Source organism: Fulvivirga sp. AWR4_260, from assembly GCF_056158185.1.
Genome location: NZ_JBSWSU010000015.1, coordinates 4106128 through 4131727 on the forward strand (window position 1 = coordinate 4106128; position 25600 = coordinate 4131727).

Annotated in this window: 19 protein-coding genes; 8 read left to right on the forward strand and 11 right to left on the reverse strand. The window is 36.5% G+C overall.

All coding sequences use genetic code 11. The annotated features are described in order from the left end of the window. Positions 1 to 65 precede the first annotated feature (65 nt). Positions 66 to 2909 carry a T9SS type A sorting domain-containing protein gene (locus tag ACXACQ_RS23185; protein ID WP_474978391.1) on the reverse strand — a complete coding sequence of 948 codons (2844 nt, stop codon included), beginning with the start codon at positions 2907 to 2909 and terminating at the stop codon, positions 66 to 68. Between the two features lie 308 nt (positions 2910 to 3217). Between ACXACQ_RS23185 and ACXACQ_RS23190 the strand changes: the two genes are divergently transcribed. From ACXACQ_RS23190 to ACXACQ_RS23205, 4 genes are all read left to right on the forward strand, one after another. Further along, the gene (locus ACXACQ_RS23190; RefSeq protein ID WP_474978392.1) at positions 3218 to 3784 is read left to right on the forward strand and encodes an RNA polymerase sigma factor; all 567 of its coding nucleotides are present in this window, start codon (positions 3218 to 3220) and stop codon (positions 3782 to 3784) included. A 213-nt stretch (positions 3785 to 3997) separates the two neighbouring features. Further along, a complete protein-coding gene (locus ACXACQ_RS23195) occupies positions 3998 to 5302 on the forward strand; it encodes a hypothetical protein (RefSeq protein ID WP_474978393.1) in 1305 nt (434 codons plus the stop codon). A gap of 148 nt (positions 5303 to 5450) precedes the next feature. Next, positions 5451 to 6605 carry a metallophosphoesterase gene (locus ACXACQ_RS23200; protein ID WP_474978394.1) on the forward strand — a complete coding sequence of 385 codons (1155 nt, stop codon included), beginning with the start codon at positions 5451 to 5453 and terminating at the stop codon, positions 6603 to 6605. A gap of 113 nt (positions 6606 to 6718) precedes the next feature. Then, the gene (locus tag ACXACQ_RS23205) at positions 6719 to 9172 is read left to right on the forward strand and encodes a CehA/McbA family metallohydrolase (protein WP_474978395.1); all 2454 of its coding nucleotides are present in this window, start codon (positions 6719 to 6721) and stop codon (positions 9170 to 9172) included. Here the strand turns inward: ACXACQ_RS23205 and ACXACQ_RS23210 are convergent, their stop codons facing one another. Continuing rightward, positions 9173 to 9424 carry a hypothetical protein gene (locus ACXACQ_RS23210; RefSeq protein WP_474978396.1) on the reverse strand — a complete coding sequence of 84 codons (252 nt, stop codon included), beginning with the start codon at positions 9422 to 9424 and terminating at the stop codon, positions 9173 to 9175. A gap of 187 nt (positions 9425 to 9611) precedes the next feature. On the opposite strand from ACXACQ_RS23210, the gene eutB reads away from it, so the two are divergent. From eutB to ACXACQ_RS23225, 3 genes are all read left to right on the forward strand, one after another. Then, entirely contained in the window at positions 9612 to 11933 is a 2322-nt protein-coding gene (gene eutB, locus ACXACQ_RS23215) for an ethanolamine ammonia-lyase subunit EutB (RefSeq protein ID WP_474978397.1), read from the forward strand. Positions 11934 to 12476: 543 nt separating this feature from the next. Beyond that, on the forward strand, positions 12477 to 13178 hold the full coding sequence (locus tag ACXACQ_RS23220) for a CPBP family intramembrane glutamic endopeptidase (RefSeq protein WP_474978398.1): 702 nt from the start codon (positions 12477 to 12479) through the stop codon (positions 13176 to 13178). A gap of 100 nt (positions 13179 to 13278) precedes the next feature. Next, complete coding sequence (locus tag ACXACQ_RS23225; protein ID WP_474978399.1) at positions 13279 to 13782, forward strand: hypothetical protein; 504 nt, start codon at positions 13279 to 13281, stop codon at positions 13780 to 13782. A gap of 118 nt (positions 13783 to 13900) precedes the next feature. On the opposite strand, the gene ACXACQ_RS23230 is transcribed toward ACXACQ_RS23225, so the two are convergent. The 9 genes from ACXACQ_RS23230 to ACXACQ_RS23270 all read right to left on the reverse strand — a co-directional run bounded on the left by ACXACQ_RS23230 (position 13901) and on the right by ACXACQ_RS23270 (position 24075). Further along, positions 13901 to 15010, reverse strand: coding sequence for a phytase (locus tag ACXACQ_RS23230; protein ID WP_474978400.1), 1110 nt, complete (start codon positions 15008 to 15010; stop codon positions 13901 to 13903). Between the two features lie 32 nt (positions 15011 to 15042). Further along, complete coding sequence (locus ACXACQ_RS23235) at positions 15043 to 16035, reverse strand: hypothetical protein (protein ID WP_474978401.1); 993 nt, start codon at positions 16033 to 16035, stop codon at positions 15043 to 15045. A gap of 18 nt (positions 16036 to 16053) precedes the next feature. Further along, positions 16054 to 19119, reverse strand: coding sequence for a TonB-dependent receptor (locus ACXACQ_RS23240; RefSeq protein WP_474978402.1), 3066 nt, complete (start codon positions 19117 to 19119; stop codon positions 16054 to 16056). A gap of 114 nt (positions 19120 to 19233) precedes the next feature. After that, complete coding sequence (locus tag ACXACQ_RS23245) at positions 19234 to 20205, reverse strand: FecR family protein (RefSeq protein ID WP_474978403.1); 972 nt, start codon at positions 20203 to 20205, stop codon at positions 19234 to 19236. Between the two features lie 104 nt (positions 20206 to 20309). Then, positions 20310 to 20843 (reverse strand): RNA polymerase sigma-70 factor, encoded by a 534-nt coding sequence (locus ACXACQ_RS23250; protein WP_474978404.1) that lies wholly within the window; start codon positions 20841 to 20843, stop codon positions 20310 to 20312. Positions 20844 to 21349: 506 nt separating this feature from the next. Beyond that, the gene (locus tag ACXACQ_RS23255) at positions 21350 to 21871 is read right to left on the reverse strand and encodes a hypothetical protein (protein WP_474978405.1); all 522 of its coding nucleotides are present in this window, start codon (positions 21869 to 21871) and stop codon (positions 21350 to 21352) included. 52 nt (positions 21872 to 21923) lie between these two features. Continuing rightward, complete coding sequence (locus ACXACQ_RS23260; RefSeq protein WP_474978406.1) at positions 21924 to 22508, reverse strand: Crp/Fnr family transcriptional regulator; 585 nt, start codon at positions 22506 to 22508, stop codon at positions 21924 to 21926. Between the two features lie 970 nt (positions 22509 to 23478). Further along, on the reverse strand, positions 23479 to 23778 hold the full coding sequence (locus tag ACXACQ_RS23265) for a hypothetical protein (protein ID WP_474978407.1): 300 nt from the start codon (positions 23776 to 23778) through the stop codon (positions 23479 to 23481). A gap of 27 nt (positions 23779 to 23805) precedes the next feature. Further along, positions 23806 to 24075, reverse strand: a complete 270-nt coding sequence (locus tag ACXACQ_RS23270; protein WP_474978408.1) for a hypothetical protein — start codon at positions 24073 to 24075, stop codon at positions 23806 to 23808. 984 nt (positions 24076 to 25059) lie between these two features. Between ACXACQ_RS23270 and ACXACQ_RS23275 the strand changes: the two genes are divergently transcribed. Next, positions 25060 to 25539, forward strand: coding sequence for a helix-turn-helix domain-containing protein (locus ACXACQ_RS23275; protein ID WP_474978409.1), 480 nt, complete (start codon positions 25060 to 25062; stop codon positions 25537 to 25539). Positions 25540 to 25600: the final 61 nt, after the last annotated feature.

The following is a 25600-nucleotide window of genomic DNA, read 5'->3' on the forward strand; positions in this document are numbered from 1 at the left end:
AATTTTTGCATAAAAAAGCCGTATTACTCTCATAATACGGCTTTTAATTTTAAAAGTTTATATTATTAATTTTTGAAAATCTTCTGTACAGAATTCTGTCCATTTGCATTTAGCTTTATAAAATAAATACCATCTGCGTAGTTAGACAAGTCAATTTTCACTTCTTCTTTATTTGTATCAATCTCCCTAAGCACCTTCCCGTTGTTATTTACCAATGAAATAACTAATGCTTTGTGCCCTTCATTGGAAATGGTAAGTACATCTTTAACAGGGTTAGGGAAAAGCTCAACTCCTAAAGATTTCAAATCATCTTCTATACCTGTAATAGCAACAGTATAGCAGTTAGATGTAACAGTACACTCACCCGTAATGACCACAGCATAGCTACCTGCTTCTGAAGGAGTAAAAGACCTTGAAGTCGCTCCTACAACATACGCACTGCCTTTATTACAATCTACCCACTGATAACTTAATCCAGCTGCATCGGCAACTGCAGTTAAAGTTTTAGCATCTTGCACTACCTCATTACTAATTGAATTAACAGTTACCTTCTGCTCCTGAGTAGTAATTTTACCATTTTGACCGGTAAAAGTCCATGTCACTATAGTGGTTCCATTTTTTACAACCGGGAAAGTCACGTCTGCCACACCATTAACACTAGAATCATCACATTCATCTACTGCAGTAGGTATTTCTGGCTGAGCTACAGAACAGTTTCCAGTTAAATCAGGCAAATTAGCTACATCGGGTGTTGGACCGGTTTCAACGTCAATATTAACCACCTGATCTTGAGTCACTACATTGCCATTTCCATCGTCATAAGTCCAGGTAACAGTTGTGCTTTCATTAATAGGAAAAGATGTATTAGTAGTACCTTCAATTAGTCCTGCACAATTATCTTCTGCCATAGGTGCATCAATAGAGCTCACCACACATTTAGCACTTACTCCCGGTAAATCACTCACTTGTGGCACAGGACTTTCGGTGTCTTCAATTACTACACTTTGCGTTTGAGTTTCTACATTTCCATTTCCATCATCATAAGACCAGGTAATGGTAGTACTAGCCGTAATAGGGAATGTTGTAGTAGTAGTTCCCGTAATTTCTCCCGCACAGTTATCTGTAGCTGTTGGAGCGATAATACTTTCTACTAAACAGTCGTCTGTCACTTCAGTTAACTCAGACTCTGCAGGAACTGGCTTTTGTGTATCATTCACAACTATACTCTGTGTTTGCTCTTCTGTAACACCACCTACCTGGTAAACCCAAGTAATTATTTGATTAGATGTAATAGGGAAAGTGGCATTTGTTGAAGCTGTAACAGACTCTCCACAGTTAGTTTGCCCAACCGGAGCTGTTAAATCAGATTTTGCAACAGCACATTGAGATGTATATGTAGAAACGGTACCTGCTGTAATTGAAGTAGTAACACACTCTGAAATTTTTAAGGAAAAACAATCGACATTCCCAACTCTATAGCCAAATGCCCCTTCTGTCAATGGATCCATCTGAATTGGAGTACCTGCAAAAGTTCCTATCACAAAAAAATCACTTCCATTTAATGCTACACCGATACCAGTATCTACAGCATCATCGGAAGCAAACTGATAAAAATTATCATACTCTCCTGCTGAATTTAATTTCAACATAAATGCATCAGCTTCAACTAATGATCCTTTGACGCTAAAGTTTTTAATTCCTGCTCCCGGATCAAAATCTACACTACCTTGAAAATAACCTGATAAATATACATCTCCTGATGGTTTCACCTTCATTCCGCCTACATTTTCATCATCACCTCCCGAAATTGTTTTTGACCAAACTAATGCCCCAGAACTATTATATTTCTGAATGACTATATCCTTTTTATTATTATTAGAATTTGGAGACGTTATATTATTTACTCCTGCTCCGGGATCAACATCTAAGGTACCTCTATATGCTAAGTCAATATAAACATTATTTGAATCATCAATTCCAATACCACCAACAACTGTAGTTCCTACACCTTGAAGGGCATTACTCCACTGATAGTCTCCCGATGAATTCAGTTTCAGAACAAATAGATCACTATTTGCTCCACTTGGTTCTTTATCTGTATAGACAACTTGACTAGCAGATGGATCTACATCAACCTCCCCATTAAACAACCCCATAGCATAAATATTCTGTGATCCATCAATTACCAACGAATTAACCGATGCTTTATTCTCAGGTATATTTGATTTCAAATTCAATATACCTTTAACCCATACAAATTCTCCATCATCTTTTAATTTTAAAATATATCCGCTGGGAAGTCCATAATTACTAAAAAGTTCACTTACACCAGTACTTGGATCAAAGTCTACAGTATTTTTAAATTCACCTGCTACGTAGACATTACCAACATTATCTAGTTCTATTTCTAATCCACTATCAGCTCCAATTCCTTTCGCCCAAACTGCAGTCCCTGATGGATTAAATTTAACGATATAAGTACTCCTACCTCCATCAACGGTATTCAGTATAATGCCATTCCCAAAGTTAACTGTACCTTCATAAAAACCAGCAATATAAACATTGCCTTGACCATCAGCAGCTATAGATTGACCATATTCTGTAGAAGCACTTCCAAATGATTTCATCCATTGTAGCTGTCCCGAAGCGCTAAATTTCTGTACAAAAATATCATATCCTCCATTTGAAGAAACTGAAGTGCCATTGGACGATATCGTTCCTGTAAAATGTCCGATTGCATATGAATTACTTGCAGCATCTGCCGCCACATCTTTTGGATACATTGTAACACCCGTACCCCCGGTGGTTTTACCCCAACCAAACACGGGCTGGGCTTCCGCTATAATAGTAGAGCAGGTTAAAGCCGCTCCAGCCACTAAGGCAGTTAAAAATCGTAGTTGTTTTACCATAATCTTAAAAGTATAACAGTATTGTAGTAGTAAGTTTAGCCAACTAATTTGTTACAAAAATACAATGTAATTATTGAAGCACATAGGTCTTCCCTATTGATTATATGCAGTTTAAGATAAAAAATATATAAGAAATACATATTATCGATGTAATGTAAATAAATACTATAAACTGCAATAAAGTCACTGCTTAGTCCTTATTTTTTGTGCTTTTGTTAAGAGCCCAACAATAATGTAACAAAGCGATAACTATAAAATATTGATCAATAATATGCTCAAAATTAATTTCGCCTTTCATTATTTAATATATGAATTCGTCAAAAAGCACCTCAGACCATATTCTTTGGAAACTTGTTAGCAACGATGATAAAAAGGCATTTGAGAAGCTCTATAGCAGGTATTTTGAGTCTTTAATTAAACACTGCTCAAAATATAACCTTAATGAATTAGAAGCTGAAGAGGTAGTATCTGATGTGTTTGTGAACCTATGGATCAAAAGAAAAAATCTCACTATCCTTAATTTCAGAAAATACCTATATTCATCCACAAAAAATAGGGTTTTTGATCACACCAAATCAAAACAGTTATCTTTTCTTTCATTAGGTCAGCCCGAATATGACTCCCTAGAATCATACTATAATGCCGATATAGATATCAACCTTAGAGAACTTAAACAACACCTTGGCATCATAATTAAAAAACTACCTCTACAACATCGGAATATCTTCTCTCTCAACAAACTAAGCGGATATAAAACTGAGGAAATAGCACAGATACTCAACATTTCACCCAAAACGGTTAGTAATCGTTTATCTGAAGCCTCGAAAATCATTAGCAAAGAACTAAAAACAAGCCTACACTCTACCTCCTATTAATATTTAAATAACAAATACATAACAAGTTAGTACGGGAAAAATACTCCTTTTCACTGTCTTAGTATTAACAGGGACTAAAAAGCTAAAATTTAAGTTAAAGTGGCCACTTGAGCGAATAGTTAAGCTGAACAAGACCAAGACAATGTCTTACACATTGCCATGGTTTTACTATGTCTAAACCATTATCAACCTAAATATTTATTTCATAATCTAATGAAAAATCTTAACCGATTCGCTTCAATAAGTAGAACACTTTTATTCTGCGGAGTAATAACACTTGCCGCTTGTAATGACAACACTTTTGAGGAGATAGAGCACAACAGCTCCAAGTCAATTAATAAAAACACAACAGCAAGAATAGCTGCAAATGACTTTGAAAGCAGCTTAGTTAAAAGATGGGCTCCCATTCACTATATGGATGTAGATGCTACAGGAAAATATGCTGAAGGTGGTACTTCTGATTACATTACAGCCATTGACTACGATGGTGACTGGCTCGCTTTAAACAATTGGGACAACCTGCCTAACCTAAAAAACAACTTGGCAGCCCATTGTTACTATTCCGTTACCGAAACCAACACTCATTGGTTTATTATATACGCATTTTTTCACCCACGCGATTGGACTGACAACATTTTTCTTTATACCTTAGATCAACATGAAAATGATTTGGAAGGAATGATAATGGCTGTCGAAAAAGACGGCACAGCTTATGGAAAACTTCTTGCTGGAGTCTCTGTTAGTCATTCTGATTTCTTCTCATTTACTACATTTAACAGCAATTTAACTAACGGCCGAGAAACTATAGATGGCGCTTTAGAACTCATTGAATTCAATGGAGACTTACACCCTGTAACAGCCCAAGAGGCGAAAGGGCACTCATTAAAAGCATGGCCTCAGCATGATATTAATGGTGACGGCATCATTTACTACCCTTCTATGAATGATATAGCCGAAATACCCGCAGACAATTACGACAGCCACGTAGAATACAAACTAGTTAACATTTTAGAAACCGGTGGACTTTGGGATCAAAGATTCAATACAGATCTTTTCTATGATGTCAATGGATCTTTTAAAGGTGATGTAGGTAGCGGAGGCGCTAATGCCCCTTGGGCTTGGAATGATGGCAATGATGGCCCAGTAAATGGCGGAGACATGGCTTATGATCCGGCCAATCTTTTTGATATATATTTTGACGGATTCAGCAAATTCTCTCATCATTACATTAACAATAAATATGATAGCAACAGAGGCGGCATTGCCACTATCTACGAGCATTGCGGATATGCAGGTTACGCTGTAGCTCTTAAAGAAGGAAGCTATAACTTAGTACAATTAGAAGCTCTAGGTGTTAAAAATGACGACATATCTTCTATTAGATTAGAAGCTGGCTACAAGGCTACCTTTTACAAAGACGCTGGATTCGCTGGAGCTAGCATTAATGTTAGCACTAGCCAAAGTTGTCTAAACAATTTTAACGATGAAGCCAGTTCAATTATAATTAGCAAAAATTAATAATACCAGAGTGGGTGCAACTATCACCCACTCTCAATTCATTATGAAACGCAACATATTTCTATTTTTCAATCTATCTCTACTAATTTTTTCCCTATCGTGTTCACATCCCGAGCAGCACAGCAGCAATAGCGTTCATTTAATTAGAATGCCCTACCTACAGTGTGCCATAGCAGATAGCATCACTATTTTATGGAGAACCGACAGCACAAGCCGCTGCCATGTAGAATACAAAACCAAAGAGGCTAAAGAATGGCAGACAGCCCAAGGACGCGTACAAACTACAATTACTGGAGCTTATGAAAATGAAGTAGTAATAAAAAGGCTTCTCCCTAATAGTCAATATGATTACCGCATTTTCTCTGACAATCAACAATTACTCACCTCTGAAGCCCTCTGGTTCAATGCTCCTATACAGGCTAAAGACAGCTCTTTTACATTTTTTGCCGTAGGAGATATTGGCGAACCTGTAGACGAAGGTGGTAAACCTGATGTTTTGGCCAATGCATTAGCTCCACAAATAGACTCAATCGACTTTGGACTTTTATTAGGCGATATTGTTTACCCTAAAGGCGAAAGTATCTTATACGACAGCAATTTATTTCAGTATTTCGGAAATGTATTTCCATATGTACCGACCTATGCGCTACTAGGTAATCATGACTGGCATGAACCTGAGCTCAATTTTGTAAAAGAATGGAAACTTCCCAATAACGAACACTATTATAGCCTTTACTTTGGCAATACCAGATTTATTGCCTTGGATAGTAAAAATGGAGACTTCTATGAATACGACAAACAAGTAGAATGGCTACAAAATGAACTAGAAAAAGACAAATCAAAATACACTTGGACGATTATCCTATTACACCACAATGGTAAATCTTGTACTTATAAAGAAGATTATAAAAGAGTAATTAATCTCTATTCTATTTTCACCAAATACAATGTGGATTTAGTACTTAATGGCCACGCACATACCTATGAAAGATTAAAGCCAATGACTGACCAAGGAAGTATCTCCACTATACAAGATAGTGCTTATGTGAATCCGAAAGGTTTTATTAGCATTACTGTAGGAAGTGGAGGCAAATTAAGAGGAGTTGGATCTGACCCTACACCATACACCCCCACCCCAGATAACTGTAGACACGGAAACATTGTAGCAAAAGCGGTACACGAGTGGGCTTATTTAAACTTTAAAATAAATGGAAAAACCATAACAGGCATTACTCAATTGACAAAAGATAATTCGGAGGTAGATCGTTTTAGCATCACAAAAACAAAGGTTGCAAAAAAATAGCTACAACTGAAGTCCTTCAAAGAAGCTATGATAGTAAACAAATTCATCTATTCTTACACTGCTTTAAAAATAACACTTGAGCAAATTAATTTAGAGTGTTATATTACAACGTTATGCAGAAAAGGAAGGCTTTATTTATACTATTTTCATTTACTATTTCATGTTTAACCTTAGTCCTAAGCTCAAAAAACGCTTATTGTCAGACTATTAACAAGCAGAATCAACTTGCTCTAAACAAAATCAGCTTTAAAGAATACGAACTGCCCGTATTAAGTACTGACACCACTTACTATCTACCATCTCCAAATGGCCAATACTCATTCTTTTGCAATAAAGGAGCGATTTTCATCAATTACCCTAATGAATGCTACAAAATCCCTCATCCGAATAACAGTTTTGACAGTGAACCCAGCTGGTCCCCAAACAGCAATCTTGTAGTACTGACCAGAGATAGCGGCAATAACACTGCCATTGTATTGTTCAACATAAAAACAAAAAAACAAACTGTTTTAACAAGCAATAAACCTAATGCCATACACGGGAAATTCAATAAAATCAGCTCTGAAGTTTACTTTTCGGCCCTAGATATTGGCGGGTATAACATTTTTAAATACGAATTAGCGGACAATACCATCCAGCAAATTACAGATTTCAGCTCTGACCAGCTTAGGCCATTTCCTGTAAGTAATGACTCCCTTTTATTTATTTCTAAAGGATCCTTTGGTGATGATTACTTAGAGCTATACATCCCATCAAAAAAAGTACGTCATACTATAAAGAAGTTCAAATACCTAGGCCATGGAGATTATGACTACAGCAGACTTATTAACCATGTAGTTTTCTCCATACCACAAGAAGAGCACTATGCCATCCAGCAGTTTTCATTATCACAGCCCGATGTAATGCAAAACATCAGCAGAAAAACAAATGAAAATTTCCTATACCCGCGGTTTTCGTCAGATGACAGCTCTATCTACATGACTTCCTTTGCCCTAGACAGCACCCTTACTATCCGATATAATAACAATGAAATTCATCAGATAGTAACAGACATTAACAATTGCTCTAAAAAAGAAAAATCAACCACTGTTTCAATTAAAATCACCTCCTCTTTCAGTAACAACGTATTTAGAATATCAGCACATCAGCCAGAAAACAGCTTTTTGCTACCTAAAAGTAACTTCGATTACAAAAGTGATCCTAATACAAATAAATTATACACCTACATAGATTCTGAAACCAGCATAACTCTAAAGAACAGAGACTCTTTATATATTGAATTATGGAAAGGCAACGAATATTTTAAATATAACTATAGCTACAAAGAGCTAAAATCCAATAAATACAAAATTAAACTTTCGCCTACGCCAATCTGGAATAATCAATGGAAAGGTTTTTACTTCCAATCTGCTGACTGTCATTTTCATATTAACTATGGAGGACAAAACATTAAAGACTTAAAAGAGCTACCAACTATAATGAAAGGCGAAAATCTTACTTACGCATTTCCTTTGGTGGCGAACCTAGGCTTGAGACTTGGCGATGTAGAATTGTTTAATACAGGTAACGAACATATTAATGTAGGCCAGGAACTACGAAGCCATTTCCATGGACATTTGGGCATAATAAATGGGAAAAACTTAAAAATACCAGCCTTTTGGGGACCTTACTATGAGCTATTCAGCCAATGGGATCAATCCAATTATGATGTAATTGCTAAGGAAAAACAAGCCATCTATAGCTATGTGCATCCGGTTGAGAATGATAGCCTCAATGATAAGTCACATCAACTCAATTTCGAATCAGACATTATTCAATCTATGATTTTGACTGACTCCCCTATTGGTTTAGAAGTAGTAAATACGTGGAGCGATGAATTAGGAAGCAGCAAATTATATGATTTATTTTTAAGGCTTAATAGACCCGTATTTTTAACTGCCGGCAGTGATGCTTTCATGAATTTCTTCAGAACAGCCCCGATAGGCAATAGTAGAATTTACACCTACAAAAACGACAGTAACGTTAACAAACAAGAGGTTTTAGAAAGCATAAAAAAAGGTAATTCTTTTGTTAGCAATGAACCCATACTGCTTCTATCTGCAAACAATTCATTACCTGGCCAGAAAATTAAAAATAATAATGAAATTCAAATTGAAAGTGTTATTTACTCCTTTGCAGATTCATTAATATTTGAACTATGGAGTTCTAAAGGAAAAATATATACGGAAAAAGTAAATACTAAAGATCACTCACCATACTCCATACAGTACACGCTAAAAGATTTTAAAGATGATTATATCTATGCAAAAGTATATGGTTCAGCCTTAAACAATGACTTCATTTCGGACAAGTATAGTTTCGCTATATCATCTCCCATTCATGTGGGAGACTATAATTACACTAAAAACACCCAAACCAAAAACGATATACAATTGCTATTAAAATTGCTTGATCTGTATGAAAATAAGCTCAAAAACCTCTCTAAGCCATATGGCATTAGGCATCAAATTTCTCAAATAAAACAAACGAGGGCTATATTAAAAGAAATGCTATCAATGGTGCATTAATTACACACCAAACGCATACATAAGATACCCAACAACCATCAATGATATTCTCCACAAAAATTTCTTAAAGAACACACGAGACAAATCTTCTCCTAATGCGATATTTTTCTCTGTGTTCTTATCATTGAATTTAGTCTTCTTACTGAGCTTAGCTCCTGCTGTACCACTTACCGAAAGTAAAAACCAAATTAAAACCCACGCTGCATTTACACCTGCTATTAAACACAAAAATAGACCTACTGTAGCAATCATAACTCACTTTTATATTAAAAAATAAATTAAAGATAAAAAATAGCAATCCAAAATAGATATATTTTATAATATTTATTTTATTAATATAATTATTGCAAGCAAACTTAGTTTTATGATTCACCATAAATACTATTGAGTCTTATTGCTTTAATGCTTAAATTGAAAGAGCATACACCTATATTGACTTATGAGCATCTCCAGAAAACAATTCCTCAACCAGCTTGGAATAGCCAGTACCTCTTTGCTATTATTAAATTCGTGCAATTTTTCCACCAGAAAAGCTACGACCGATAGCCTTAACGTAAAAATAGGCACACCTAAGCCAACTGAAAATGTATTCAGCTACATAAAAAGGGAAAAAGGCCAGTTTGACCTCACATATTATAGGCAAATCATTGGCGCAGCAAACGAGTTTAAAGAAGGTGATGCTACACTAGGATTATCTGCAGATACCACTGAAAGCAGGCTCCATGCTCGAGAATTATTGGCTAACACCACCATAGAAGACTTAGTAAACAGCCCGGTATATGAAGATGAATTATCATCGCTAATTCAAGATTCTACAAACACCGATACCTATAACAGCCTCAAACAATGGACACTAGGTCAACTTAAAACCTATCTATTATCAGAGAAGGAAACTGCTATAAAAAACATACTTCCTGGCCTAACCAGCGATATCATAGCCTGTGTTGTAAAACTCATGAGCAATGAAGAACTTATACAAATTGGTCAAAAAGTTTTCAGCCCCATTCCCAACACACAAATCGGAAGTAAAGGATATTTAAGTGCAAGAATACAGCCCAATTCTCCCACGGACAACCCTGAAGATATTCAATGGCAAGTTTTTGATGCATGGTCATACAGCGTTGGAGATTTGGTTTTAGGAACAAACCCTGTTTCTAGTGACCCCGAATCGGTAGCCAAGATAGAAAGCACATTATTTGATATTTTAAAAGCATTTAAATTAGAAAACACCCTTCCCAACTGCGTACTTTCTCATATTGACATACAAGCAGAAGTAGAAAAACAAGCTCCGGGCAGCACTGGTATTTGGTTTCAAAGCTTGGCAGGCACCGTGGCTGCAAATAAAACTTTTGATGTCACCATAGACAAAATGCTGGAGTATGCGCACCTAAGAAATGGCCAATACGGTATTTATGCGGAAACCGGCCAAGGAGCTGATTTCACGAATGGGCATGGAGAAGGTTTTGATATGGTAATTCACGAAGCTCGAAAATATGGCTTTGTCAGAGCTCTAAAACAGAAAATGAGCAAGGGTAAAACAGAGAATGAAATCCCTTGGGTTCACCTTAATGATGTAGCAGGATTTATTGGACCTGAAGTATTCAAAACTAAAGAACAACTAGTAAGATGCTGCCTTGAAGACACCGTAATGGGTAAATTACATGGCTTACCTATTGGTTTAGACATTTGTAGCACTTTGCATATGGACATAAGCCTAGATGACCTAGATTGGTGCATTAGTGAAATCATGCCTGCCAACCCCGCATATTTAATGGCACTGCCCACCAAAAACGATCCCATGCTAAGCTACTTAACTACGGCTTTTCATAATCACCTAGAAGTAAGAGAAAAGTTCAATTACAAAATTAATGACGCCATGTGGGCTTTTTTCAAAGAGATAGAAATTATTGGGGAAGATAATAAGCCCACTGATCATTTTGGTGACCCAATATGGGTTTACTACAAATACTGTTTGGCCAAAGGTGACGAAATATCGAAAGAAGCGATTTACAAAGAAGGCCTAGCTGCAATTAAAAGAATAGAAGATAGAGGCGTGCCTATAGCAAAAGGCTTTGGTGACAACTATTGGGATTTAGAACCAAGGCTAGCATCACAAGTAAACGCCTTATATGAAGATGCGAAAAAAAGCCTATGGACAGAATTTGACGATAGCATAGTAAAATCAATACCTGCAGCCTTAGCCATAGCTACTACATCAAAAGATAGAAAAGATTATGTATACCACCCTGAAAGTGGAGAAAGGTTAAGCAGAAAAGCATCTCTAGCTTTGCTTAGAACAAAAAATTCTTGGCTTAGCAAACCTGATGTTCAGATAATTATATCTGACGGTTTAAATGTAAGGTCACTAACTGACGAAAGCCACTTACTCCCTTATATTGAAAAATTGAAAGTTCAATTAGCGGAAAATAATTATAGCATAGCTAACGAATCAATTATTATTAAACATGGACGTGTAAGAGCTGGATATGCATGTGGTGAAGCTCTATTTGGAGATGCTAACAGCACTTCTCCACACGCCATCATCCATATTATTGGAGAAAGGCCGGGCTCGGGCCATCATAACTTTTCAGCTTATATTACTGCGGCTAACGCTTCTGAATGGAACAAGAGTGGGCTGGTAGATCATGATATCACCAAAGTAGTTTCGGGCATAAGTGATACAGCCCTCAAACCAGAGATAGCAGCTACACAAACCGCAAAGTTGCTCAACTCTTTATTTAAGCGGGAAGCCATCAGTTAAATAAGCAAGACTATACTACTCAACCACCATCACGCAGAAGGCAGGTTAGTGCTTCAATTAAAAATGTATCAAAAACAGCACCCCACAAGCTAATTTAATTATAAATATCATAATGAATATCCATAAAAAATACATAATCAGTAAATTTTAGGTTATTTTGTTAACAAAATTTGAATTAAAGGTATGTTTTGTTAACTTTGAAATATCAATTAAGGAATTGATTTACAATGTAGGGTGATGAAACTGGCAGACATGCCCTCCGGTCTCGGGGGTGGAGGTCACGGGATAAATTCTTTTAAGTATCCAATAACACATAAAAGCACTAACCGCTCCGTGGAGGTTCGACTCCTCCCTCTACAGCTACTTTAAAAGGATGCTTCTGAATACAAATCAGAGACATCCTTTTTTTTATGTCTTAAATGAGATAGATTAATTGAATAAATCATCTACAGTCAAGTTCGTTCAAGCTACAAAACATCTTTTCTCCCGCCCTTTTTGTCCAACTTTTTTAATTATCTATTTTCAAGGTTCAATACCAAATAAATGAAAATAACATCCGAAGTAAGTCAACGATACAAAACATCAACAATCAGCCAACTGATAGTCATTTACGCCTTTACTTATAACCCTTGGACTACTTTTCCATATACATTTATTATAATTATTATGGCTATATTGGCCATTGTTTTCTCTCAAGACAAATCTCTCCAAACACTTGGCTTAAGCTCAAAATTTAGCCTAAGCAAAACCATTTTCACCGCCATAATACTATTCACCATAATAGAACCGGTATTCGATTTCATAATTCAGCCCATTATTGTTAAAGTAACCCACAGTACAGTAGACTATTCAGCATTTAATAGCCTATTCAATAACTTTCCGAAATTTTTAAAATACTTAACCTTTGTAACTATAAGTGCAGGTATTGGAGAAGAAATATTATTTCGGGGTTTCACATTTAGGCAGCTCAAAGCAGTAATACCAGAATCAAAACTCCAAAACACCATCTTAGTAGCTATATCTGCTACCATATTCAGCTTACCTCATGCCTATCAAGGCGTAAGTGGGCTGCTCACTACGTTTTTATTTGGAGTAATGTTTGCGATTATATACATCAAATCGAATTATAATTTATGGATTCCCATAATAGTACACACGCTAACCGACTCTCTGTTCCTATTTCTAGCCTACAAAGGACGTTTAGATTTTTACACCTTAGCCAACGAGCACTTTTTTGGGTATTAATAAATGTGACCTATAAAACTACAAGTGATACCTGATACAGAATCAACTTGAAACGTATTCGATCACACACCCTTCAATCAAATCAAGCTTTCACAACAATATGGCTACTTTACTAGAAATATTTAGTCTTTATAAATTAACACTGCATAACAATAGTTCTGAATATCTATTGGTAAGGACAGAGCAACCCAGCTATTCAAGCGCAAATCAAACACAGGAGAATATTGCCCTCAAAATTGAGACTGAAAAACGACAGCTATTATTGAATTTATACGTAAGTCAATTTTCTCAAACACCGCAAATCGAATTTATTGGAGAGCTACAAGATCCCCCTATAGGAGACGAACTATTCTCAGAAAACGGCCTGTTTAAGCTACCCATTTTTTACCAGCAGACAGAATATGGATTTCCATGGATAATACTTGGAACTGCCGAAAATATTAGTTCTTTTCAAGAAGCATTAAAAAAAGAAAGCCATTTACTATCCCTTAGCCCCATAGGCGTAATAAAACAGCTAGAAGGTACTTTAATAACCGAGAAAGATTTTGATATATCAGCTGTACAAAACTTCAACATAAAAGATATCAGGGATATTTCGCTTTAAAAGCGGTAAAAGGCATGCAAATTACTATTTCCGGACTGCACATTAGGCAGGCTTATTCACAAAACACAAAGTGACCACTTACAATAAAAGTGGCCACATGAGACAAATACGAATCGTTTTATTTCTGGCTCTTAGCCTTATCTTCTTCTGGCTTCACTTTTCGCCAGTCATATATCTGAAAGGTTTTGTCGTCAGACATCGCTACAAAGAAACCTTCAGGATATTTTGCTCCAATGGCCGTGCTTGTCACTTCATTACCATCGCTTTCTAAAGTGGAAGCATGCAATGATTTTACCAACTTATGCTCATGAGGATTGCCATTACTTCCTTCTCGGGTAAAAAAGTGGAATATATTGGCCGCCTGATCTGAAACTATAATATAGCCAGTGCCATCATCATGTTTGTATATAGAAATACCTTCGTTATCTTCTGTGAACAAATCTCCGCTTCCGAAAAGAGCAAGTTCTACGTTAGAGCTATCTGGGTGGGCATAATATTTTTTTACACCTACTCCTTCATCAGAATAATAAACATAGCCTTTTTCTGAGTCTACGGCTATGGCCTCTATTTCACGACCAGCGTAAGAACCAAACTTTCTCACTAATGTGCCCTTTACATTGCCATTACCATCATCTTCCAGCAGGTATTGCCATAGATATGTACCATCTTTAGGTCCATCTTTTCTACCCGCAATAGCATAAATATTACCAGTGCTAGGATCTGTATACAAAGATATGCCCATGGGGCCTCTTAATTCTTCTCCTTTAAAGATTTCAATGCCACCGTTATCTACAGGCTTCATCTCTGGCAAAGAGAAAATTCGCAGTGAGTTAGTATACCTTTCAGTACAAACGGCTACATCAGTTGCTTTTCCATTCAGCTTTAGGCCATAAGCAATGTCTACATTGTTAGGACGAGCGACATTTTCAATGGTTTTCTCTCTAAGAATTTTGCCTTCCAAATTGAAAACGAATAAAGCACCATCTCCATCATCACCACCTTTATCTGTACCTACAATCAGGCTTTCTTCCGGGTTTTCTGGGTTTATCCAGATAGCTGGGTCGTCAGTATCATACTTTACCAACTCAGTAGTTACGTCTGGAGTTACTTTAGAAATTTCCTGCTGCTCTACTTCTTTAGCCTCTTCCTTTTGCTCCTGCTTAGGGTTATTACATGCCCAACCTAAGGATAAAACTAATGCTGTATAAATACTTAGTTTAATATTCATTTGGTTAAATTTTATTTTATGAGATTAAAAAATTAGTCTTTTTTAAATGTGAAAGCAGTGCCGCTCTCCGAAGCAAAAAGTTCATTTCCTTCTTCATATTGATCTTCATCAATAATTTGATAGAAAGTAATGATTAGCTCCTCTTCATTGATAACGTAAGATGCGGTCATTAGATATTCCAACTCTTCTTCTACACCGTCATCAGTTATAATATGATCTCCCCCAATCTCTAGTTCACCTTCTTCAGCTTCATATTCACCTTCTATTTCCAGGTGAGTTTCCTCCTCTTCTATTTCACCCTCTTCGCAAACTTCTTCTATCTCAGGATTTTGAAGTTCTACTTCTATTTTCATTTCTTCAAACTCAAATTCCAATGATACAGCACCGGTTATGTCAGCAAAAGAAAGATTGGTTAAATCTTCATTTATAGCTCCTAATACTGATTTAAAAGCTTCGAATTCTTCTTCAGAATTAAGTTCTAAAACCCAAGCACCAGCCACATCATTTTCTAGCACTTCATATTCGAAGGTAGCCGCCTGGCTGAGCAATACATTAGCCTGAGAGCTAAGCACTGTTATTTCAAAGGTGAAACCTCCTTCAGCGTCATCAGATCCAGGAAGCGCAAATTCTATTTCGAATTCTTCTGGCACAGTCCCCAAGTCTTCATCTACTATCAATATAATTGTTGATTCTACAAAGGGGAGTTCACGCTCATATTCACAATCACCATCTTCTACTTTATATGTTACTTTACTTATAGAAACATTATTTACAAAGCTGCCTTCCGTGTCAGAAAAAGCGTAGTTCAAATTGATTTGTTGATCAGGCAACTTTCCAATGTAATCAGCGAATTTCACTTCCAAACCATAATCTTCTTCATCGGGCAAAGCGGCTCCTTCTTCAGCATCCAACACTAATCTGAAGGGGAAATTCTCATCATTAGGCTTCACGTCTGGCTCGCTATCATCACAAGCACTTAAAGTAGCGAGGCCTAAGAGAAAAAGGTATATTATTGATTTTTTCATTTTATCAAGTATTATAAATTAAAGGTCAAACTTCAGGCCTATTCTAGACCACCATGAATAAAACTCTCGTTGAACCACCACATCTTCATTGCCCATATAGGCTTCAAAAGGAGCATTAGTCAGGTTAAGGAATTCGGCAAAAACTCTGAATTTATTATTTATAGCATAAGCCATGGTCCAGTCTAGCTGAAGTCTTTCATTTAGATAGAGGTCTTCCCCCGGTTCGGAACCGATCTCTTGTAAGTAAGAACCGCGGTAGTTAGCAGAAATACGAGTATTGAACTTGCCCAAGTCATAACTAAGTGATACGTTACCCACATGCTTAGACTGGCCCGGTAGGTTGATCTCTTCTTGATTTTCTTCTCTGATCAGATCAGCATTAGAGGCTGTATAAGTGTAATTCAGATATAGACCAAGTCCTTTAAGTTTACCAGGAAGAAAGGTCATATTTTGTTGATAAGCGACTTCAATACCTACCAGATCAGCACCTCCACCGTTTACAGATTGTGTAATGCGCATGTTGGTTACATCCTCAATGGTTTGATAATTAGTGCGGCTATAAATGAAATTATCCAACCTTTTGTAGAAAAGCCCTCCTGAAATAATACCTATTGTACCGAAGTATTTCTCTCCCATAAGATCCAGGTTAAAAGCACTTACAGGCTCCAACTTAGGATTACCAATGGTCCCTTCTCTTTCTCTAAGCTCAATTACATTTTGAGGAACTATGTCTTCAAAATTAGGCCTTGCATAAGAGAAGGTGGCTGCGGCTCTCAGGTTAGTGCTGTTGTTTAGGTTATATTTTAAATGAACCTGAGGAAGAATAAAGTCATAACTTGTGCCGCCTTCTTCTGCTAATACTTCATCAAAATCACCGTCTTCATCATAAATAACGGAGTTGGATTTGTAATTAACATTGGTATGTTCATAACGAACACCTCCCAATAACATCAGCTTTCTAAATTGAATTTTTGACATAATATAAGCAGCATATACATCTTCTTCAGCTTCATATGATTCACTGTTTTCGTCTTCTATTTTAGATTCTGTATCCAGTGCAAATCCCGATCTGTTGGCATTAAAAAAGCGCAACACACGATCCATATCCGCATGAGCAGCTATTTGATAATGATCATCAAGAAAGTGGTGATCTACTAAGCCGCCCTCAAACTGACTAAGAAGTAAGTCATCGGCACCCTCCCACTCAAAAGAGTTTTGGGTTACTGATAAGCTTTTATCTTTAAACCTGACTTTACCTCCAAATTTTAATATAGCCTCATTATTGGCCAGATTATAAGGAAGGTTAATGTTAATCTTACCACTGATGTTACGGTCTTTGGCCAGCGTGTTCCCTGTTTCCAGCACATCAAACGCATAGTTATTATTATTTAAATAAGCATTTTGAGGAGTGTAAGTGGTACTACCATTTACTAAGGCCTCTTCATCTTCAAAAACAGAGGTCATAACCGGCCATTTGCTATTACTAAAATCGGTATTTAGCTGATCTGGCTTACCTATGAAATTAACTTCATTGTCAAAGGGAGTATCTTGCTCAGCATCAGAGTATGACGCTTCATAATCAAAAGACAGCTTAGGAAAAGTGTGCTTCCCTCCAGCACTAATACTGCTGATGGTTTGCGACTCAAACCTATCTTTCATAGATCTTTCTATTTCATTATCTTCAAAAGGAGAATTGTCTTCATTAGGGACAAAAACATATCTTCTTCTCCACTCACGATCTGTGAATCGGTTATAAATACCTCTAACATAAATCTCACTATTTTCTGATAAGTGATAATCAACAGTTCCGCTTAGGCCGAGGCGTGTACGAGTCAATTCATAATCTCTAAATTCTAATTCGCTACCATCTCTTTCCCAGTTATCAGAGCCTCTGTCAGTAAAATAATAGCTAGAATTCAGTAAAACACCCAGCTGCTCTGACTTTCCAAAGCGCTGACCATATTGCAATGATCCTTGTGCATTGGCCTTATCCATCAGGTTATTATAACCACCTACAAGTGTACCGCTAAACGAAGCCTCACTATTTTTAGCTGTTCTGGTAATTAAATTAACAGATCCACCAATAGCATCACCATCCATATCAGGCGTAAGCGCCTTAGATATTTCTATAGATGCCAGCTGGTCAGCAGGAATAGCATCCAAAGCAATAAAGCGAACGCCTGCTTCAGGTGATGGTATCTGAGCTCCATTAATATTGATATTGGTAAACTGCGGAGCCAAACCTCTCACCAAAACATATCTACCTTCACCCTGGTCTCTTTCTACAGAGATGGCAGGTACTCGTTGCAATGCTTCCGCTACGTTAGGATCTGGAAAACGACCAATTTGATCAGCTGCCACTACATTTTTAATGTTATCAGCCGTTTTTTGTTGATTCAAGGCTTTAGCTTGCCCTTGCAACACTCCCACCACCAACACCGCATTCAATTCCTGAACATCCGCTTTTAAGGTAAAGTCTTTTACAATAGTCTCTCCTTCTTTAATAGTGATAGTTTCTACAATAGTACTGAAGCCTATATAACTCACCTCAATAGTAACCTCTCCGCCAGCTACCCTCAGACTGTATTCACCTTCGGTATTAGAAGAAGCACCATAGTTAGTTCCCGCCACCCTTATGGTGGCCCCAGGTAGCACATCACCAGTATCACCATCAGCTACTCTTCCTGTTATTATTCCCCTGTCATCATGAGTATTTATCAATGGTGTTTTAGCCTTGCTTACTATAAGGTTATAATTGATTTGCTTAATGCTAATGCCGCTCTGATTAGAAATATCGGCCAGTAAATCACCTAACGTTTTATATGACTTATCTACCTTAACCTGCTGTTGAAGGTTAACACGATCTTCGCTATAGGTAAAACGATAGTCCGACTGCTGCTCAATGTCATGAAAAAATTGAGCGAGTTCACCCTGTGTTCTTTGTATAGACATTTGCACCTGATACACACTCTGCGCAGAAGTAACACTTGCCATTAGCATATTACTCACCACCGCTTGTATAATGAGTCCATAAATCAGGTATTTGCTGAGCATTTTAATAGACTTCAGTAATTTTTTTTTCATAGATTTAAAAAGTTTAAGGTAGTTTCCATTGGTGAATTATCAGCTTTAAACATATTTCCGGTATCTGATCGTATCGTTTCTCAGGCGTGATCAGTATGCCGGTTATTTTAGTCTTTATTGACACCCTTGCCCATACAATATGTAAGTGTCTCCCTGTTTTTTATAATGAATATTAGCACTTAGCTCTAAAGCTTGCAGCACATGAATAAGTGTCTCGTCTTTAAATGAACCAGTAATATGGCAATGGCCAAGGCTATTATCTTGGAGCTTAATTTTAACCCCATACCAATACCTCAACTGGTTAATGACGTTGCTAATTTTGGTATTATGAAACAGTAAATTATTTTCTTTCCAAGCGAGTGCGGTTGTCATATCTGCCGGCTGCTCGGTGAGTAGATTTTCTGACTTTTTATAAACAGCTGCCTCATGGGGCAACAGTGTTACCAGCTTACCAGTATTTTCTGAAACTTCTACCTTACCAGTAGCCACCGTTACAGTTATTTCAGAATCATTAGCAAAAGCATTGATATTAAAAGAGGTACCTAACACCTTAGTACTTACCTCACCAGTAACTACTATAAATGGGTGTTTCTCATCTCTTTGCACATTAAAGAAGGCTTCGCCAGACAGCTGCACTAACCTGACATCGTCATCAAATTCTTCTGGATACTCTAGGCTACTTCCTGCATTTAGCTTTACTATAGTGCCATCAGGTAGTTGGAAGGTAGATTTCTGACCGTAAGGGTTAGCCTTTACAATAGTAGAAACCGGCAATGAACCTGACGAAGAAACTTGCCAAATAATAAGTGAAGAGACGAAAAACAGCGCTAAAGCAGCAGCAACCTTTAACCAAACAGACCTGCTGAGGCGTTGCTTTTTCAGAATTTTATCATTAAGCTTTCCTAAGCCTAATCCACTATCAAAGTATTCTTTATCTCTATATGAGTGCCCCCAAAGTTCAATGTAATGGTTAAGCTTTTTTTGATTCTCCTCATTTTCAGAAAGCCATTGATAAAGCAGGTCCACTTCTTTGGCAGAGGCTTCACTGGCCAGGTATTTAGCTATGATTACTTCTATATCTTGCATTAAACATTAGGTCGTTTAATGATATGAGTGAAATCTCCGCTTCTTACCCCTACTAGGAAATGTTTATGAAATTGTTATCACTAAAAGGTAATGGTAACACTTAGTTAATGTTTCTCTACCTGATAGTTTTCAATAGCCTCTCTTATTAATTTCAGGGCTTTACCCATCTGGCTTTCTACCGTTTTAACAGAAATTTCAAGAATTTTAGCGACCTGAACATATTTAAGACCATCTATTTTATGCATCTTAAATATTAGACGGCACTGGTGCGGCAGCGCCTCATAAGCCCGCTGATAATGAGAGTTGAGCTCATTGAATAATAGGTGGGTTTCCGGATTATTAAAGTCTTCCGCATCAAGAGCATTATCAATATTCTCCACTAAAAAAGGCCTTTTTTTAATGTGTAACAGTGCTTTGTTTCTGGCTATAGTAAATAGGTAAGATTTGACGTTAGTATGAACGTTAAGCTTTTTCCGATCACTCCAGATCAAGAAAAATACATCCGAAACTATCTCCTCAGCACTTTCTGGGTCTGCTATCAGGTGAGTAACAAAGTTACATAACGATGAATAATGCTTCATAAAAAGACTCTCAAGAGCCTCTTTATTGCCTTTTTTGATTTTTTTAAATAATCTCAAATCAGGTTGTGTCATCAACACAAAACTTGCATGAAACACCGAGCACCACAAAAATTACTGATTAACAAATATTTAAGAAATAATGAACAGAAGCCTCATTGAAAGCTAAACTTTATGGGCTTTACAATATGGGATTTGAATTGGCTTTACATGCAGTAGTTAAAATAAGCGAGCCAACATCAGAACTTTTAGCTCCAGATAAGGTCATTACCCTTTATCAACCAGACAAAAAACCATAGATACGCCCGATGTAATTGTTTTAATCACTATAAGAAAATGCAAAAATGGAGCTTAAACATATTAATCCGCTAACTACATTGCAGGCGTTTCACTACAGTGTCTGACTACTCCTAATACATTTTAAACTCCTTAACTATGAAGCCTAAACTAGGTTAAAAACATACACAATATCCTTTAGACATTGTGTATAGTCAAACCTATGAAGCTGAATGGATAAATAAGAATTAACCTATTCACAAAAAGAGAAAACAAAGATTCTTTTTCATTTAAGGATGTAAAACCGAAGGAGCAAAAGTAGTTATGCTTAAAATTCTCCCATCATCTGAAAAGCGAATCTGATCATTCCCTCTAGCAAACTCTTTACCATCTGCCTGAATGATTACCCAAACCAATACAGCTACATTGTGATGCGATGTGACACCTCCTATTTCAAAATGTGCTCCCGGAAATCGTTCATGGAATGTGGCCATATCTTCAATAACCAACGCTCTCCCAATAGTCAAATCATGTCTAGCTGTCTGATATTCGATACCCTCTACCAGCACTTCATTAGCAATTTTCAACCTCTCCTCGATTGACGTTGTATTCCAAGCACCTAAATATTTCTCATATATCATCCAGGCCTTTTTATTTTTATCTATGTTAGTATCTTTCATCTCTTTCTTATTTGGTGTTATTGTACTTTTACTAGTTAAAGGCAGCGCCATTAATCCCTCTGCACCATCCACTTGAGAGGGTAAACAAAATGTGGATGTCATTATAAAAACCATCAACAGGCTCTTCATCATATTATTATTGTTTAATTAAATTGTGTATTGCTATAGAAAGCATTTGAAAAACTCATAGCTCATTTGTGAGTTCATTTTTTCTTAGTAAGCTCAAAAACTCAGGAGTTATCCCTAGGTATGACGCAATGATTTTCTTTGAAATTCTATTTTCAAGTGCAGGAAACAACTTTTGAAAATTATGGTATCGTGTCTTTGCTGATCGGAAAAGCGCTGAAGTCATTCTTCTTTGATAAAGCACATATCCATTTTGTATTAGTATTCTAAAAAAACGTTCGAACTTGGGAGAAGCATCATACAACTCTTCAAGCACATCTATGCCAAGAGAAAACACTTTTGAATCTTCTAGGGCATCAATTGCATAAAACGCAGGCGTCCTAGAATAGAAACTGGCCACATCGGTAGCCCACCAGTTTTCAATAAAAAAACTTACCGTGTGTTCCTCCCCTTTCTCATCAGTGTGGTAAATCCTTAAACAACCCTCAGCTACAAAGAATATCTCTTTACACACAACTCCTTCCAATAAAACTTTTTCCTTTTTCTTATACTCTTTTGGCTGCAAACAACTTAATAGAGCTTGTTTTTCAGGCTCATTTAATGTTACATGTTTTGCAAAATTGCTCAGAATTGAATCGTACATAATATCTAAATTCATAATTGACGGCACATACCTAAAACTTTATGCAGCACCAGCTATTAACTACACCTGTGTTCGATCAGAAAATTTATAGCCAATCTGAACTTTAACTCCAGTTAGCTTAGCAAGAAAATACTATTTTAGGCCTCTACTCAGACGCCATTAACCAACTTCAAATAGTGTTTAATTCGTGCTATATTCTTCCACAAAGAAAGGAATATCAAATTTGCCATTTCTTAATCTACATTAATAAACACCCATCACCTCCAACAAATCATTAACTAAAATGATGGGCTTCAGCATTAAAATAAGACAAAGCACCGCTCTCATTCTACACATGTTACATCCCAAATAAATAAGTAAACAACCTATGCAAAACAAATTTTACTACTTAGAAAAAAGTAACATCAGAACTTATAAAAAGAAAAATAGCACTGCTTAATTGGGCAGTGCTAACTGTAACGCTTATTTAAGCCTAGTCACTTAATAGCATTATTAATTCAACATGTGACAAACTTTCAAATTCTTAGAAAGAGTTTTATAAAACCATTGATACAGACTCAGGAATGCCAACTACTGCACCGAAATAGATCAGTATCACGCCCAGTACCGTTAAGAGAGTGATTTATTGAGAACTCCTTTGCAAGAGATGATTAATGATTACATAGATCTACTTGCAAATTATGTTGAGCATATTAGTGTCATAAAGCCCGATTATCCCCACTGCCGCGAGTTTCGAAATGAAGTCAATGATTCGATAATTAGATATCATCAAGAAATATCGCGCACCAGACAACTAAAAAAGTTCTATTGGGAGATACTTCGACCAATTCAAGTAAGAGAAACCAATATTTCCAGAACTGACAAAAGGATTTGAAATTGAGGACTTTGGTAAAAGAATTTCCTCTCAGTACAATTATTAAAAAAACTCGTTATGGAGTTTAGGTTAGACTACAGAATTAACTGCATTTTCTCAAGCAGTCTCCATTATCATTTGTTTTATGCGCTTTAGCTGCACCATGCCACGGAAGCTTTTGAGCTGCATTATCTGTTCTTTAAACTGGTCATGCAGCATAGTTACCTGATGTTCATATGGAGTAATGAAATGGACATCGTTCATTATAGAATTCATAGCATCATCATAAATGATTTTAGAAAATTCCATATGGCTTTCTTCATAGCGCTCAAACAGCTCTTCCATTGATTCTATAAGTTGATTATACACCAGCAAAAAGTGTTGGTAATCAGCAGCATTAAATGTATTGTTGGTCATATCAGAGAGGCTTTTAGGTAAATACTTTTAGGCTTGCAGCTTTTCACTATTGCTTTTAAGAAAGGCTATATGCGCCTGCATTTTATCATACATTTGCTGAAATCCACCCTCAAAGTCAGCCAAAAAAGCCTTAGGTTTAGGGCTATTATAAAGGCCTTTCTCATTAATACAGGCCACTAGTTCAGTATTAAGCTCAACATAAGCGTGCAGCTGCGCCTGCATATCCACTATAAAAGCATCTAAAAGATTTCTTAATTCCTTAACCTCCTCAGATTGGCTATTTTCCTTTTCACGCATAACTTAAGATTTTTACTTACTCAATAGAATAACTTCTTTTCACCTAAGCCTAATAGGAAAATTATCATACCTTTTCCCTTAGACAATGGTTAACTCTTATATAAGGTCATGATTAGCAAAGAGGGAACGTTTTACTTTACGTTTCACACCTACCTGAATTACTCACCATCAACACTCAGGATTTTCATCATTCATTTTAGCACTTAGTAGAAAATGGAGGGTAGCGCTGAGACTAACTCACACTACCTTCCTTATATCAGCCTTACAAATTGCTTTTCAATTACCATTAGCGCAACGGCCGTCAGATTAAAGCCGCTGCCGCTAATGGCATTCAACCTAAACCCGCCCTTCCGTTTGAAGGGCTTGAATAACCTTTATGATTCATAAAGGATGCCCATTGTTACACCCCTGCAGCGATGGGACTTATCTTCAACCTAAACCCAATTGTTGATTTCATTTATTGTCATCATATTCTGAAATTTCATTATGTACCTTAAGTATGTCAAGCACAATCTCGATTCTCAGATAGCTTCTATTCTAACAGAAACAAAGCATTGATAAATACATACAGCTTTTTTATAGCCAACTCAAAGACACTGCATCAGAAAGTGCACCTCACAATACATGGTTTTAATTTCTCAAGGGTCTTAGCCAACTCACTGTCCATAGCCCGTAACTCTTCACCCTTCTTTTTACTCATTAAGATGTAAACAGCTCTATTTCGTTATCACAAATCAAATAACATATTAATTTCTCACATATCAAAACATATTCGAGATAATTTCGCGATAATAGAGAAATTATATATACAAAAACGCAAAATAAAAACCTTAAATTATATTTTTAAGATAAAAACCAGATCAAAAGGCGCCCTAAGGGGTTTAATTGATGCATTTATTGATAAGGAATATTTTTTTTAACTATCTTTATTCCTTAAGAACAATTTTTTAAACTAGTAGCAGCACACATATCGCTTATATTCAAATGAATAAAGATATCAGAGAATCTATCGGTGAAAACATTGCCGAATTAAGAAAAGGCGAAAAATTATCATTACAACAATTTGCAGATAAGCTCAACGCACACGCAGGAAAAGATATCTATTCAAAAGACACAATATTTAGAATTGAAAAAGCCAGCATGAAAGCTACAGCCGAATTTATGGCTCATGTAAACAGTGTGTTCGACATTTCTATTGAAGAGCTTTTCTATGGAAAAGGCAATATAAATTATGAGTTTCTGGAAGAAAACCCTGACCACAACATCCAATCTGAAAAGTATAAGCACTTTCTTACCTATGCAAAAAGCTTAAGAAAAGAAAGTGACCCACCTATTATAGAAGAAACACTTGAAAAGTTGGAAGCCGCAGTACTGGACATGGACACCGTACTAAAAAATAATATAGAGCTAAGAGCCAAACTAGACGTATGCCTCAATTTTATGAAAAATAACATATCAAAATAAAAAAGCACCTCATTGAGGTGCTTTCGCCTTGTAAATTAAAGGTTAAATGATTGTTCTATCT

Bases quoted from the DNA above. Each gene is read 5' to 3' on its own strand.
- ACXACQ_RS23185 (WP_474978391.1), bottom strand. From the start codon at position 2,909: ATGGTAAAACAACTACGATTTTTAACTGCCTTAGTGGCTGGAGCGGCT.
- ACXACQ_RS23190 (WP_474978392.1), top strand. From the start codon at position 3,218: ATGAATTCGTCAAAAAGCACCTCAGACCATATTCTTTGGAAACTTGTT.
- ACXACQ_RS23195 (WP_474978393.1), top strand. From the start codon at position 3,998: ATGAAAAATCTTAACCGATTCGCTTCAATAAGTAGAACACTTTTATTC.
- ACXACQ_RS23200 (WP_474978394.1), top strand. From the start codon at position 5,451: ATGCCCTACCTACAGTGTGCCATAGCAGATAGCATCACTATTTTATGG.
- ACXACQ_RS23205 (WP_474978395.1), top strand. From the start codon at position 6,719: ATGCAGAAAAGGAAGGCTTTATTTATACTATTTTCATTTACTATTTCA.
- ACXACQ_RS23210 (WP_474978396.1), bottom strand. From the start codon at position 9,424: ATGATTGCTACAGTAGGTCTATTTTTGTGTTTAATAGCAGGTGTAAAT.
- eutB (WP_474978397.1), top strand. From the start codon at position 9,612: ATGAGCATCTCCAGAAAACAATTCCTCAACCAGCTTGGAATAGCCAGT.
- ACXACQ_RS23220 (WP_474978398.1), top strand. From the start codon at position 12,477: ATGAAAATAACATCCGAAGTAAGTCAACGATACAAAACATCAACAATC.
- ACXACQ_RS23225 (WP_474978399.1), top strand. From the start codon at position 13,279: ATGGCTACTTTACTAGAAATATTTAGTCTTTATAAATTAACACTGCAT.
- ACXACQ_RS23230 (WP_474978400.1), bottom strand. From the start codon at position 15,010: ATGAATATTAAACTAAGTATTTATACAGCATTAGTTTTATCCTTAGGT.
- ACXACQ_RS23235 (WP_474978401.1), bottom strand. From the start codon at position 16,035: ATGAAAAAATCAATAATATACCTTTTTCTCTTAGGCCTCGCTACTTTA.
- ACXACQ_RS23240 (WP_474978402.1), bottom strand. From the start codon at position 19,119: ATGAAAAAAAAATTACTGAAGTCTATTAAAATGCTCAGCAAATACCTG.
- ACXACQ_RS23245 (WP_474978403.1), bottom strand. From the start codon at position 20,205: ATGCAAGATATAGAAGTAATCATAGCTAAATACCTGGCCAGTGAAGCC.
- ACXACQ_RS23255 (WP_474978405.1), bottom strand. From the start codon at position 21,871: ATGATGAAGAGCCTGTTGATGGTTTTTATAATGACATCCACATTTTGT.
- ACXACQ_RS23260 (WP_474978406.1), bottom strand. From the start codon at position 22,508: ATGTACGATTCAATTCTGAGCAATTTTGCAAAACATGTAACATTAAAT.
- ACXACQ_RS23265 (WP_474978407.1), bottom strand. From the start codon at position 23,778: ATGACCAACAATACATTTAATGCTGCTGATTACCAACACTTTTTGCTG.
- ACXACQ_RS23270 (WP_474978408.1), bottom strand. From the start codon at position 24,075: ATGCGTGAAAAGGAAAATAGCCAATCTGAGGAGGTTAAGGAATTAAGA.
- ACXACQ_RS23275 (WP_474978409.1), top strand. From the start codon at position 25,060: ATGAATAAAGATATCAGAGAATCTATCGGTGAAAACATTGCCGAATTA.